The 13,432-nt window shown below is 39.7% G+C and carries 10 protein-coding genes, 1 tRNA gene and 2 rRNA genes; 6 read left to right on the forward strand and 7 right to left on the reverse strand.

All coding sequences use genetic code 11. The features are described from left to right. Window positions 1–39 precede the first annotated feature (39 nt). Together ACPB8Q_RS03935 and ACPB8Q_RS03940 are read right to left on the reverse strand one after the other, a co-directional pair. Window positions 40–1,443 carry a 4Fe-4S binding protein gene (locus ACPB8Q_RS03935; RefSeq protein WP_423793372.1) on the reverse strand — a complete coding sequence of 468 codons (1,404 nt, stop codon included), beginning with the start codon at window positions 1,441–1,443 and terminating at the stop codon, window positions 40–42. Next, window positions 1,421–1,669, reverse strand: a complete 249-nt coding sequence (locus tag ACPB8Q_RS03940) for a hypothetical protein (protein ID WP_423793373.1) — start codon at window positions 1,667–1,669, stop codon at window positions 1,421–1,423. Before ACPB8Q_RS03940 ends, ACPB8Q_RS03935 begins: the two co-directional genes overlap by 23 nt. A gap of 180 nt (window positions 1,670–1,849) precedes the next feature. Here ACPB8Q_RS03940 and ACPB8Q_RS03945 point away from each other — a divergent pair, with 180 nt between their 5' ends. Genes ACPB8Q_RS03945 through ACPB8Q_RS03955 form a run of 3 tightly spaced genes read left to right on the forward strand, consistent with a single transcriptional unit; the run spans window position 1,850 to window position 3,440 of the window. Further along, entirely contained in the window at window positions 1,850–2,662 is an 813-nt protein-coding gene (locus ACPB8Q_RS03945) for a DsrE family protein (protein ID WP_423793374.1), read from the forward strand. Between the two features lie 18 nt (window positions 2,663–2,680). Then, window positions 2,681–3,118: a hypothetical protein gene (locus tag ACPB8Q_RS03950; RefSeq protein ID WP_423793375.1), complete on the forward strand. Its 438-nt coding sequence runs from the start codon at window positions 2,681–2,683 to the stop codon at window positions 3,116–3,118. Next, window positions 3,111–3,440: a DUF5400 domain-containing protein gene (locus ACPB8Q_RS03955; RefSeq protein WP_423793376.1), complete on the forward strand. Its 330-nt coding sequence runs from the start codon at window positions 3,111–3,113 to the stop codon at window positions 3,438–3,440. The genes ACPB8Q_RS03950 and ACPB8Q_RS03955 overlap by 8 nt, the downstream gene beginning before the upstream one ends. On the opposite strand, the gene ACPB8Q_RS03960 is transcribed toward ACPB8Q_RS03955, so the two are convergent. The 5 genes from ACPB8Q_RS03960 to tgtA are packed head-to-tail and all read right to left on the reverse strand — an operon-like array spanning window position 3,408 to window position 8,437. Then, on the reverse strand, window positions 3,408–3,869 hold the full coding sequence (locus ACPB8Q_RS03960; RefSeq protein WP_423793377.1) for a methanogenesis marker 5 protein: 462 nt from the start codon (window positions 3,867–3,869) through the stop codon (window positions 3,408–3,410). The two genes, ACPB8Q_RS03955 and ACPB8Q_RS03960, sit on opposite strands and share 33 nt — an antisense overlap. Continuing rightward, window positions 3,866–5,263 (reverse strand): cobyrinic acid a,c-diamide synthase, encoded by a 1,398-nt coding sequence (locus tag ACPB8Q_RS03965; RefSeq protein ID WP_423793378.1) that lies wholly within the window; start codon window positions 5,261–5,263, stop codon window positions 3,866–3,868. The genes ACPB8Q_RS03960 and ACPB8Q_RS03965 overlap by 4 nt, the downstream gene beginning before the upstream one ends. Further along, on the reverse strand, window positions 5,264–5,503 hold the full coding sequence (locus ACPB8Q_RS03970; RefSeq protein ID WP_423793379.1) for a DUF4040 domain-containing protein: 240 nt from the start codon (window positions 5,501–5,503) through the stop codon (window positions 5,264–5,266). Between the two features lie 5 nt (window positions 5,504–5,508). Beyond that, entirely contained in the window at window positions 5,509–6,501 is a 993-nt protein-coding gene (locus tag ACPB8Q_RS03975) for a flippase-like domain-containing protein (protein WP_423793380.1), read from the reverse strand. 1 nt (window position 6,502) lies between these two features. Then, on the reverse strand, window positions 6,503–8,437 hold the full coding sequence (gene tgtA, locus ACPB8Q_RS03980) for a tRNA guanosine(15) transglycosylase TgtA (protein WP_423793381.1): 1,935 nt from the start codon (window positions 8,435–8,437) through the stop codon (window positions 6,503–6,505). A 276-nt stretch (window positions 8,438–8,713) separates the two neighbouring features. On the opposite strand from tgtA, the gene ACPB8Q_RS03985 reads away from it, so the two are divergent. From ACPB8Q_RS03985 to ACPB8Q_RS03995, 3 genes are all read left to right on the forward strand, one after another. Next, window positions 8,714–10,191 (forward strand): 16S ribosomal RNA (locus tag ACPB8Q_RS03985). Between the two features lie 73 nt (window positions 10,192–10,264). After that, window positions 10,265–10,337: transfer RNA gene (locus tag ACPB8Q_RS03990), tRNA-Ala, on the forward strand. Window positions 10,338–10,444: 107 nt separating this feature from the next. Further along, window positions 10,445–13,421 (forward strand): 23S ribosomal RNA (locus tag ACPB8Q_RS03995). The 16S and 23S rRNA genes sit together here with 1 tRNA gene alongside, the layout of an rRNA operon. Window positions 13,422–13,432 lie beyond the last annotated feature (11 nt).

Below are 13,432 nucleotides of genomic sequence, written 5' to 3' on the forward strand. Positions count from 1 at the left end.
TAAAACTTACTTTATCATTAAATTTCAAAAAATGAATATTTAATACATAACTTTCCATTTTCTTGTTAAATGTATAGCTTTTGTAGGGCATATATTATAACAAGCCCCACAGAATATACATTTCTCTAAATCAATATTTCCATTGTCTATACACTCTTGAGGACATACTTTATTACATATACTACACTTTATACATAGTGATAAATCTGTCCAGATAAAGCTTTTTTCTCTATCAACAACTTTCTTATATCCTGTTGTGTTAGGAATTACATCCTTAGGACAGTGAATAGCACAACTTTCACAAGCTATACAGTCCTTTGTAAAAATTATTTCTTTATTAGCTCTATCAATGACTATTGCATCTTTTGGACAAACATTACCACAAGTTCCACACAATATACAATTTTCATCCTTTATAACATCAAATTTTACATAATCTATTTTTATTGCCTCAGTTGGACAGTTGTTTATACAAATCTCACAAAGAGAACATCCTCCTATAATATAATCTAATTTCTCTCTTCTGACATCATTAGGACATATTTCAATACATTTATAACATTTTATACATAAGTCAGGAGAGTATAGAAGTTTTCCATCAATGAATTTTAGAGCTTTAACTGAACAAACTTCTGCACATAATCCACAGTTTATACAGTATGTTATTGGCTTTATACTTTTATTGTTCTTTATTTTATTAACTTTAAAGTTATATACCCTCAAAACTTTTGGAGGGCATTTATATACACATTCAAAACAAAGAATACAATTATCATTTACTTCTCCATACTCAATGGCATTTTTTGGACAAACTTCCATACATATATTACATAAAGTACAATAATTTACATTTTTTGGAATTATTGTATCTCTTGGACATAGATATGAACATCTTAAACAGCCAATACATTTATCTTTATCTATTTTGATGCTCTTTCTTTTTACTTCTTTTATTTCAATCTCTTTAATTTCACCAATTTTTATATTAAAAACTTTTTCTAATGCTTTTAAGTATCTATCAGCATGAGAATTTCTCTTCTTAAATAATAGTTGATAGGAGCTTATTTTTGCTTTATAGGGGCATACTTCAACACATGCACCACACATAGAACAAATTCCTAATGGATAAGCCCCATCTTTATCTTTAACAATCTCTATTATTCCAATAGGACAAGCATTTGCACATAATCCACATCCATTACATCTCCTTCTATCAACATAATAACCTCCAAATTCATTCTTTTTAATTGCCTTGTTAGGACAAACTCTTGCACATTCTCCACAAGTTAAGCATGAAAAACTCTTGTATTGCCCATTATATTTTATTAACTTTATAGCTTTTGTAGGACATGCCTCAATACACTTAGATGTTTTTTTGTAAAAAGGGCAACTTTCACATTTTTTAATATCTGGCCTGCATCTATCCAATATTGTTATAATCATAATGTTCCCTTCTTAAAACTCTATTACCAAAAAATATACCTAAAATAGCAAATACAAACTCAAAAGATAATGGTAAGTTGTAGTATGGAAATGCTCCTAAGAACTTAGCTATTATAATTGAGATGATAAGATAGCTTAAAAAATGCTTTAATTTGTATCTATATCTATATCCAACAATAACCCCTAATAAAAATGCTAATATTGATGGATAAAATAAACTAATCATAGTATATCCCCCTAAAACTATCATTATTAATAATGACAAATTATTATAAAATAGTTTTTGTTTTTATTTACATTATTGCAAAAAATAAATATATGAATAATTGAATTATAGTAAAATTTATATACTACTTCTAAATAATAATTGTGTATAAATAACACACAACTATAAACAGGTGATAGAATGATAAAATTTAGTGTAAAAGGATTAAGAAATCCAGAAATATTGTTAGATTTAGTTTTAAGAATGAATAAAGATGAAGATTTAATAATTGTTGAGGCAGATAATGAAAACATTGATAAGTTAAAAGAATATTTAGAAAAGAACAACTTAAATTATGATATTGATGGAAATACTGTTAAGATATTTGCAAAAGAAATTAAGGCAAATAAAACTGTTAATGTTGTTGGTGCTACATGTCCAGGACCAATTATGATTGTCTCTGATATGTTAGAGAAGATGAAAGTTGGTGAAATATTAGAAATAGTTTGTGGAGAGAATGCTATAACAGATTTAACTGAAGGTTTGAAAGGAGCAGGACATGAAATATTAAAAGTTGAGAAAGAAGGAGATACATATAAAATATATATAAGAAAAGGAGAAAAGAAAAAAGAAGAAATTAAAAGTATTGATATAGATGAGCTCTTTATTATAAACACAACTGGAACAGGTAATGCTGAAAGAGCATATTCAACATTTATGATGGCTGATATAGCTTTAAAGATGGGACTAAAACCAACTATATTCTTAATGTTAGATGGAGCAAGTTTAGCATTAAAAGGAGAATGTGATAAAGTTAAACATCCTGCATTTCCTAAATTAGGAGATTTAGTAAGAGATGTTATTAAAAAAGGAGTTAAAGTATATGTATGTGAGTTAAGTGCAGAATTTAGAGGTATAAATAAAAATAACTTAGAAGATGGCTTTATTATTGCAGGAGCTCCAACTTTCTTAAACTACTTAAGAAAACCAAATGTTAGACCAGTATGGTTATAAAATTTTGTGTGAAATATTATGACTAAAAAGATAGACCCTTTATTTGTATCTGCTTTATATTATGGAATAAACAAAGGAATTAATAATATAATAGGTAGTGGTGGAAAAGTTTTAGGTAGAATTGTAAGTAAAGAAATTATTACATTTCTTGAAGAGTTTGGAATTAAAAATGTTGATATAAAAAAGCTTTTTACTGAAATTTTTGGATTAGCTGAAGATTTAAAAATTGTTGAAGATGATGAAAAAGTAATATTTACAGTTGTTAATCCAACATTAAAAGAATTTTTAAAGAAAAGTATGGAAGAGAAAATTCAGTTATATATTTGCCCATTTATTCATCTACTTTCTGAATTATACTCCAAAGATAAAGATTATAAATTAATGCTCCTAAATGTTGAGCCTATAAGTGAGAATGAAGTAAATCTAATATTTAAAAAGGTGAAGCGTAATGAATGAGATAATATTTATAGTATCACTATCTGTTATCTTTGGAGCTATGCTTTCTGGTTTTGCAATATTTAGAATGACTGGAATGAGGTTAATGGCTCATTTCATATCTTTGATATTAGCATTTATAGTAACATTGGGATATCTTATTATAAAAAATGATGTAGTTGGATACTTAGCTATACTTTTACAAATAATTTCAGTTATAACAATCTGTCCAACAATTTGTAATATACTAAAAACTCAGTTTCAAAATACAGCTATCTACTCTACTCAGCTATCATTAATGGGGATGTTATTAATTTTGGCTATTTCCTCCATTTTCTTCTAAACTTTTTAAGAAGTGTGCTATTTTATTAACAACTATTTCAGCCTCTTCTTCATTTCTTGGATATCTAACTCTTAATGTAGGAATATTTTTTCTTTTTATTAGATATAGAGTTAGTTCATTGGTTCTTGCACATCCTATACAACCAAAAGCTATTGGAGTATCATCCATTATTATAGCTGCTTCTGCTGCATCTATCAACGGCCCTATTAATGCCATTCTTCCTCTAACTCCAGATGGAACCTCAACAGCAGCATATTTTAGTCCTTTTTTTGGTTCTTCATCAGTTATATTCATTGGTGGGCTATCTATCTCAGGATTTCTTACTAAACCTCCAACAATTGTTTGTAAAGTTAAAGGTTTATGTCCAAATCTTTCAACTAAATCAGTTAATATTAAACTATTTGGTGGGTAAATAAATACTTTTTTCAATCTTTCACCTTTTTAATCCATCTTTCTAAATTATCTAAAAAGTTGTCTTTACTATTGTCACTATCAATTTCTCTATTGTTATTAAAATCTAACTTAGGAATATCTATTGTTAAATTTATATTTAAAGCTTTTTTACAAAATTCATCATAATCAATCTCTACCTCAGGAATTAGCCCCCTTTTTTCTTCTGCTATTTTTTCAACATAATAAAGTTTTATATTATATTTCTTAGCTAAATTTTTTAGCTTATTAAATAATTCTATGTTATAAACTTTATTTAATATAATTCCCTCAACTTTTAACCCAATAGATTTTAAAAAGAAATATTGATTTAAAGCTGAAAAGAAAGCACCTTCAATTCCTTCCAAATTGCAACTACTAACAATATATATAGGAAAATTAAGTTTTTTGGCAATTTGATATGAAGAAATATTTTTCAAAGCTCCTGTAAAAGAACCCATAACTCCCTCAACAATGAAGAATTTATAATTAGATTTTTTTACAAAATCTAAAAATTCTTCTACTTTAACCCAACCTCTCTCTCCTAACTTTATACTTCTATATTTATCCATCTTATCTCTTAGTATATACAAAGAAGGAACAATGTCCCTTACATCTCCTCCAATTTTGGCAACATATACATCTTTTAATTTTGATGATATAGATGTTGTTAAAAATGTTTTTCCAGAATTTGATGAAGTTGATAATAAAATAATTCCTCTTTTTTCTTTACTTTCTATCTTTTTTACTTTATTAGATAGTGCTCTTCTTTTTAGTTCTCTTCTAATTTTTTCATTTTCTTTAAATATTTCCTCTCTCTCATTGTATAGTCCTATATACTTTAAAAACTCATCTCTTAAATGTGGATTATCTAAATAATTATGAATCAAAGTTCCAAAAACTCTCCCATTATAAACTCCTGAAACAATTTCTTTCTCATTAAATTTATAGTTAAGTTTTTGCACATAAGAAACTGTAAAAACTTTATCTTTTCCAACTTTAACATTTCCATAAGTATGACAGTGAAATCCCTCTCCTTCTCCAAAAATACTTTTAAATCTAACTCTATCAGTGCAAACTAATGGGGAAAATTCAACATCCAAAAGATTCAAACCTTCCCTAATTATAGGAATTGGGCTCTTCCTACCAATATCTATTTTTTTTCCTAAAAGTTGAAATCCACTACAAACTCCAAAGATATATCCATCAAAGTTAATAATCTCTTTCTTTATCTCTTCTCTTAAACCACTCTCTATTAAAGAACCTCCTGGAATTATTAACAATTCTAAATCTTTGATTTCTTTATAGTTATTTTCGTCTATTATCTTTGTAGGAAGATTACCAAAATCCTCAAAACATGGAAGAGAACCTTTAACATCTAAAATTCCAATCATTTACTCATCAACTCTTTGAGTCCTTCTAACAGTAAAGGCAAACAATGTTGGGAGGATAGCACATCCTAAAATAGCAGAGGTTAGAGCTACATCAGGAGCTAATAATGCATAATATAAATAAGCCATACATAAACCAACAAATCCAGACAATATAATACATTTAATTAAATCTTTTTGTAATAGGGAGGCTAAACTTGCGAGTATTGCTAAGATTATAACAATATAGTTAATAATTTCCATATCCATCACTTACTTAGTTTTTGTTTGATAATTATATAGGATATATATCCTAAAAGTGTTGGTATAATATATGATATAAACCTATCTAATATATTTATAACTGCTGCTACATCTGTTGGAATATTAAATGCTGAAAATCCAGCTATCATAACAGCATCTGCTGAACCTAATCCAGCAGGAGTTACTGATATAACTCCTGTTAATAAAACCAATAAATATACTGTTGCTACTACAACAAACTTAACATAATAAGGAATTGCTAAAAAATATAGGTACATCTTAAATATATCAACAACATACCAAAGAACAGATAAAAATAAAGAAATATATAGCTCTAATTTATGCTTGTTCTTCTTTAAAAAATTTATTCCATTATAAAAATCATCTACTATCTTCTTTATCCTCTCTTCATCATAAACTAATGTTGTATATTTACATGCAAAATTATATATGGTTAAAGAAATCTTTAGTAGTAAATTTCTATTTAATAAAATATATAAAATTGTTAGAGATAAAACCAATATAAATATCCACGAATACATTAGAAATTTTAAGTATTTAAAGCCATTTAGTAGAAAATAGATAATAACTAAAAAAGAAGCTATTAAAAATATAGCAGTATCTAAAAATCTCTCTACAAATACAGTAGAATATGCAATACCTTTTGGTATATCTTCTAACTTTGATAGATAATAAGCTCTGAAAACCTCTCCACCACCTCTCATTGATGGAGTTAGATTGTTAATAAATTGTCCAAAAAGGACAGTTAAAAAAACATTTACAAATTTTGGGCTATAACCTAATCCTCTAAATAAATAAATCCATCTATATGATAGAATAACTAAAACTAAAATTTGTAAGAATATAGCAGCAATAATATATTTTACATCTAACCTTAGAATAATGCTTATTATTTTCTCAATTCCAATATAATAAAACATTCCCAATAAAATTAATAATCCTAATAAAAAGCCAAATATCTTTTTAATCTTACCCATACTACAATCCTTTTCTAACTTTAACAGCTAACCCTTTATTAAATTCTAATAACTCTCTACTATTTAGTATTGCTGTTCCAAACCCTAAGAGTTCATCATCCTCATTTACAACTAAAACCTCATCATAAGGATAGATATCATTATAGCAATCTATAACAAACTTAGCAAATACATTTTTACCTTGTTTTACAAATTCAGCAACTGAGTTATCCACAACAACCCTATATTTTGGGAAATCCAAATGTTCCCACAACAACTTAGCTCCTTCTTTTGTAGGAATTAAAAAGTTATCATAACTTCTTACACTAAAAACAACCTTATCATCTAAATAAACTTGTCTCATTCTACCTGTATTTTTACTTCTAATAACTTTAAACTCTTTATCTATATCAACATCAAATTGATACTGTATCATTCTCCTAATTCTAAAACTATCTGCATTAAATTTTTTATAGTCAAATCTATTTATGTAGTAGTTATATGTATATATATCTAAAATATTGTCTTCTCCAATCTTAGATTTTAAATATTTTATGAATTCCTCTTGAAACTCTCTATCTTCTTCAAATTTATAAATGATGTTTGGACATTCATGTTGTGAAAGTGGATAGACAGTATCTATATAGTAAGGAACAAATCCAAATATAGGATGTTTTATTAAAATATCTACATCAGTCTCTTTTACATTTAAATTTTCACTGTAAGGTTTTTCAACATTTTTATTAATATTGGTTATAAATACTTTTTCAAATTTTAACCTTTTTAATCTCTTTTTATGTTTATAAACTTCTGGCCTAAACTTTGATTCATAAGAGGTATAGAAGAAAGCAGATTTTTTTGTTATTGGGTCAAACTTCTCAATAAAATACATATAATTTTTAATTACTCTATATGCTTCTAAAAGCTTAGGATGATTTCTAACCCTACTTTCAACTAATTCCCATAAGGAGTTTTCTCTCAAAGCTAATTTAATTCTATTTATTTCATCAAATGTAACATATAAGTTATGCTCAGCTAATAATCTCTCTCTATCTTTTTTATCCAACTTAGATAGCTCTTTTGGTGAATATGTAGAACAGATAGGACATGAGCATGGGAAGCTATCTAACTCCTTTAACTCCTCTAAGTGATATGTTCCTCTTTCAGTTAAATATCTATCATCCTTTGCATATAGAGCATAGGCTGCTGAATCAAATAAATCACATCCCAATAAAACAGCCAAAGAAAAGAACATAGGATGCCCACAGCCAAATAAATGAATAGGTTTGCTTGTAGGAAGATACATCTTTGAGTTTAAGATAATTTCTACAACCTCTCTAAACCTATAACTTTCCATTAATGGAACAACTGCTCCAATAGGATAAATATCAAAATTTAATTTTGCCATTTCTTTGGCTGATTTTTGTCTTAAATCTAAATAAGTAGAACCTTGGATAGTTCCATTTAAGAATATATTTATTTCTCTTTTTCTTTTTAATTCAGCTGCTATTTTAGCTCTTTCTAATGTTATCTCCAAATCTTTCTCAGCTTTTTCTTTATCAACATCAGGAGGTGTGGGAATATCTAAAATAGTTCCAACATCTACACCAATATCATTCTGAAACTTTAAAATTTCTATATTATCTACATCAATATCTCCATAAACAGATAGTTGATAAGAACCACTATCAGTAACTATTACCCCATCAAAATCTAAGAGTTTATGAACTCCATCTTTTAATGCTATCTCTTTCAATTCTTCATTTTTATAGATAATATAAGAGTTAGTTATAACAATATTTGTAAGTTTTTTTATAATTTTAATAGGAACTATTTGTTTTTTAGGATTTGGATGAACAACTGGCATAATTGTTGGTGTTTCAATCTTCTTCTTATTTATCTCTATATTTGCCAATTTCCCTAAACCATCTCTTGCTTTAATATCCAAATTAACCACCAAAGAAATTATATGACTTTATTTTACACTATAATATTTTAATTTTTTTATTTTTTTTAATTTTTATATAGTTTATATTCCTTAAATGCTTCTAATTGTTTTAATCCTAAAAACATTACAAAAATCAGGTTTGTGCTATTGGATGCAATTGAAATGCGTCCCCAATCCAAAAGGGTTGGGGCTGAGGCAAGCCCCTCGCTTGGGCTGGTGAAATCCCTACTGTAAGCCAGCCCCCGCAAGAAAGGTCTCTCCTTTCTTGCGGCCGTACTCCACTTAATTCCGGTTGATCCTGCCGGAGGCCACTGCTATCGGGGTCCGACTAAGCCATGCGAGTCATGGGGTCCCTTCGGGGACACCGGCGAACGGCTCAGTAACACGTGGCTAACCTACCCTCGGGTGGGGGATAACCTCGGGAAACTGAGGCTAATCCTCCATAGGGGAGGAGGTCTGGAACGATCCCTCCCCGAAAGGCCTCGTGCCGCCCGAGGATGGGGCCGCGGCGGATTAGGTAGTTGGTGGGGTAACGGCCCACCAAGCCTACGATCCGTACGGGCCCTGAGAGGGGGAGCCCGGAGATGGACACTGAGACACGGGTCCAGGCCCTACGGGGCGCAGCAGGCGCGAAACCTCCGCAATGCGCGAAAGCGTGACGGGGGGACCCCGAGTGCCCTGCCTCTGGTAGGGCTTTTCCGGAGTGTAAACAGCTCCGGGAATAAGGGCTGGGCAAGTCCGGTGCCAGCAGCCGCGGTAATACCGGCGGCCCAAGTGGTGGCCACTGTTATTGGGCCTAAAGCGTCCGTAGCCGGCCCAGTAAGTCCCTGCTTAAATCCCGCGGCTTAACCGCGGGGCTGGCGGGGATACTGCTGGGCTTGGGACCGGGAGAGGCCGGGGGTACTCCAGGGGTAGCGGTGAAATGCGTTGATCCCTGGAGGACCACCTGTGGCGAAGGCGCCCGGCTGGAACGGGTCCGACGGTGAGGGACGAAGGCCGGGGGAGCAAACCGGATTAGATACCCGGGTAGTCCCGGCTGTAAACTCTGCGGACTAGGTATTGCGTGCCCTTCGGGGGCACGCAGTGCCGAAGGGAAGCCGTTAAGTCCGCCGCCTGGGGAGTACGGTCGCAAGACTGAAACTTAAAGGAATTGGCGGGGGAGCACTACAACGGGTGGAGCCTGCGGTTTAATTGGATTCAACGCCGGGAATCTCACCAGGGGCGACGGCAGGATGAAGGCCAGGTTGACGACCTTGCCAGACGCGCCGAGAGGTGGTGCATGGCCGTCGTCAGCTCGTACCGTGAGGCGTCCTGTTAAGTCAGGTAACGAGCGAGACCCGTGCCCCATGTTGCTACCTTCCCCTCCGGGGGAAGGGCACTCATGGGGGACCGCCGCCGAAAAGGCGGAGGAAGGTGCGGGCAACGACAGGTCCGCATGCCCCGAATCCCCTGGGCTACACGCGGGCTACAATGGCCGGGACAGTGGGTTGCGACCCCGAAAGGGGTAGCAAATCCCCTAAACCCGGTCGTAGTCCGGATCGAGGGCTGTAACTCGCCCTCGTGAAGCCGGAATCCGTAGTAATCGCGCCTCACCATGGCGCGGTGAATGCGTCCCTGCTCCTTGCACACACCGCCCGTCACACCACCCGAGTCGAGCCCAAGTGAGGCCTCGTCCGAAAGGGCGGGGTCGAACTTGGGTTCGGCGAGGGGGGTGAAGTCGTAACAAGGTAGCCGTAGGGGAACCTGCGGCTGGATCACCTCCTGAGAAAAAATTTGGGCTGGCTTACAGTAGGGACACCGAAAACCCAAGCGAGGGGCTTGCCTCATAGGATTAGTGGGCCCGTAGCTCAGCTGGGAGAGCGCCGGCCTTGCAAGCCGGAGGCCGTGGGTTCAAATCCCACCGGGTCCACTAAAAAAATAAATGCAGCCCACAACTTTAAAAAGTTGTGGGTGAAGGGCCCGATAAAAGATGAGGGCCGGGCATAAGCCCTTAGCGCCCTGGTGAAATCTGGATACTCTGCTGGGCCGTTGGCCCATCTGGTGGATGGCTCGGCTCGGGCGCCGACGAAGGGCGTGGCAAGCTGCGATAAGCCCGGGGGAGGCGCAAGCAGCCTTAGATCCCGGGATTCCCGAATGGGACTTCCTGCCCTTCGGGGCGCTCCGTAAGGAGCGGGAACGCGGGGAAAAGAAACATCCGAGTACCCGCAGGAAAAGAAACCAACCGGGATGCCGTGAGTACCGGCGAGGGAAAGCGGCACAGGGCAAACTGAACCCCTGCTCGTAAGAGTAGGGGGATGTGGTGTTGCAGGGCTCCCAAAAAATCCCCACCGGGAAGCCGAAGTCCCCTGGAATGGGGCGCCATAGAGGGTGATAGCCCCGTAGGCGTAACCGGTTGGGGATTTAGGGATGTCCCTGAGTACCGCGCGTTGGATATCGCGCGGGAAGCTGGGGGACATTAGGCCTCCAACCCTAAATACGTCCCGAGACCGATAGCGCACTAGTACCGTGAGGGAAAGCTGAAAAGCACCCCTGACGGGGGGTGAAAAGAGCCTGAAACCAGGTGGGTAGAGAATGGCATGGCCCTCAAGGTAACCTCCCCGAAGGAAACTCCCGTGAGGGAGGAGTACGAGGGGAGGTATGCCGGGGTCATGCCGTCCGTTTCGAAAAACGGGCCGGGGAGTGTACGGGTGTGGCGAGTCTAAGGCCTTAAAGGCCGAAGGCGTAGGGAAACCGACATGCCCGCAGCCCTTATGGGCGAGGGGCGAGGTCTTAAGGGCCTGGAGCCACACTCGTACGACCCGAAACCGGGCGATCTAGGCCAGGGCAGGGTGAAGCCCCCCATAAGGGGGGTGGAGGCCCGCAGGGGTGTTACCTTTCAAAGTGCTCCTCTGACCCTGGTCTAGGGGTGAAATGCCAATCGAGCCCGGAGATAGCTGGTTCCCCCCGAAATGACTCGCAGGTCAGCCGGAGGTTAGGTAGATGGCGGGGTAGAGCTACGGATTGGGTGTTTAGGGGGCGAGAGCCCTCGGCACCCAGTCCAACTCCGAACCCGTCATCGCCGAAGCCTCCGAGTGAGGGCGTACGGGTAAGCCGTACGTCCGAGAGGGGAACAACCCGGACCCGGGTTAAGGCCCCTAAGTGCCGGCTAAGTGTAAATGAGAAGGGTGTCCTCGGCCTAAGACAGCGGGGAGGTTGGCTTAGAAGCAGCCATCCTTTAAAGAGTGCGTAACAGCTCACCCGCCGAGGTCGAGGGCCCCGAAGATAACGGGGGCTAAGCCGGCCGCCGAGACCCGGGGGCTCCGAAAGGAGATCCGGTAGGGGGGCGTCCCGCGAGGGTAGAAGCTCGTCCGTGAGGACGAGTGGACCTCGTGGGAACGAGAATCCCGGCAGTAGTAACAGCAAAGTGGGGTGAAAATCCCCATCGCCGAAGGGGCAAGGTTTCCACGGCTATGGTTGTCAGCCGTGGGTTAGCCGGTCCTAACCCTCGGGGTAATTCCCTTGAGGGGAAAGGGAAACGGGTTAATATTCCCGTGCCACCGGGATACGTGCGGCAACGCAGGGCCCACTTCCGACGCTTCGGGGTAGGCCGACCACCCTTGCCAGGGTGGCCAAGGGTATAAGCCCGGGGAGTGCCGTAATGGCGAGAACCGGGCAAAAGCCTGATGGGGCCCCCGAAAGGGGGCTTCGGCTGAGCCCTGGAGCCCGTGAAAAGGGAGTGGGCAAGGATTCCCGGTGACCGTACCCAGAACCGACACAGGTGCCCCTAGGCGAGTATCCTAAGGCGTGTCGGGGGAACCCGGCCTAGGGAACTCGGCAAATTGGCCCCGTAACTTCGGGAGAAGGGGTGCCTGCGGTCCTTAACGGGACCGCAGGTCGCAGTGGCCAGGCGGGTCCGACTGTTTAATAAAAACACAGGTCTTGGCTAGCCCGTAAGGGTGTGTACCAAGGCCGACGCCTGCCCAGTGCCGGTACGTGAAACCCGGGTACAACCGGGCGAAGCGCCGGTAAACGGCGGGGGTAACTATAACCCTCTTAAGGTAGCGAAATTCCTTGTCGGGTAAGTTCCGACCTGCATGAATGGCGTAACGAGACCCGCACTGTCCCAGGCCGGGGCCCGGTGAACCTACCATTCCGGTGCAAAGGCCGGAGACCCCCAGCGGGAAGCGAAGACCCCGTGGAGCTTTACTGCAGCCTGTCGTTGGGGCGTGGCTGTGGGTGCACAGCGTAGGTGGGAGGCGTCGAAGCCGCCCCTCCGGGGGCGGTGGAGCCGCCCATGGGACACCACCCACCCATGGCCACGTCCCTAACCCCCGAGAGGGGGGACACCGGCAGGTGGGCAGTTTGGCTGGGGCGGCACCCCCCTGAAAAGGCATCAGGGGGGCCCAAAGGTCGGCTCAGGCGGGTCAGAACTCCGCCGTTGAGTGCAAGGGCAAAAGCCGGCCTGACGGGGTTGGTAAAAGAGGTCAACCCCGAGGCGAAAGCCGGGCCTAGCGAACCCCTGTGCCTCACCGATGGGGGCCAGGGATAACAGAAAAGCTACCCCGGGGATAACAGAGTTGTCGCGGGCAAGAGCCCATATCGACCCCGCGGCTTGCTACATCGATGTCGGCTCTTCCCATCCTGGGCCTGCAGCAGGGCCCAAGGGTGGGGCTGTTCGCCCATTAAAGGGGATCGTGAGCTGGGTTTAAACCGTCGTGAGACAGGTTGGTTGCTATCTGCTGGGGGTGTTGGCCGCCTGAGGGGAAGGTGGCTCTAGTACGAGAGGAACGAGCCGCCGGCGCCTCTGGTCTACCGGTTGTCTGGCAAGGCATTGCCGGGCAGCTACGCGCTAAGGGATAAGGGCTGAAGGCATCTAAGCCCGAAACCCGCCCCGAAAATAGGCGGCCGAGAGGGCACCCATAGAAGATGGGGTGGATAGGCCGGGGGTGTAAGCGCCGAGCCGATAAGGCGAGGCGTTCAGCCTGCCGGCACTAAGAGCCCGAGGCCCAGCAGAGTATCCAGACA

The organism is Methanocaldococcus indicus (assembly GCF_049554935.1).
GTDB lineage: Archaea > AGJL01 > Methanococci > Methanococcales > Methanocaldococcaceae > Methanocaldococcus > Methanocaldococcus indicus.

Bases quoted from the DNA above. Each gene is read 5' to 3' on its own strand.
- ACPB8Q_RS03935 (WP_423793372.1), bottom strand. From the start codon at position 1,443: ATGATTATAACAATATTGGATAGATGCAGGCCAGATATTAAAAAATGT.
- ACPB8Q_RS03940 (WP_423793373.1), bottom strand. From the start codon at position 1,669: ATGATTAGTTTATTTTATCCATCAATATTAGCATTTTTATTAGGGGTT.
- ACPB8Q_RS03945 (WP_423793374.1), top strand. From the start codon at position 1,850: ATGATAAAATTTAGTGTAAAAGGATTAAGAAATCCAGAAATATTGTTA.
- ACPB8Q_RS03950 (WP_423793375.1), top strand. From the start codon at position 2,681: ATGACTAAAAAGATAGACCCTTTATTTGTATCTGCTTTATATTATGGA.
- ACPB8Q_RS03955 (WP_423793376.1), top strand. From the start codon at position 3,111: ATGAATGAGATAATATTTATAGTATCACTATCTGTTATCTTTGGAGCT.
- ACPB8Q_RS03965 (WP_423793378.1), bottom strand. From the start codon at position 5,263: ATGATTGGAATTTTAGATGTTAAAGGTTCTCTTCCATGTTTTGAGGAT.
- ACPB8Q_RS03970 (WP_423793379.1), bottom strand. From the start codon at position 5,503: ATGGAAATTATTAACTATATTGTTATAATCTTAGCAATACTCGCAAGT.
- ACPB8Q_RS03975 (WP_423793380.1), bottom strand. From the start codon at position 6,501: ATGGGTAAGATTAAAAAGATATTTGGCTTTTTATTAGGATTATTAATT.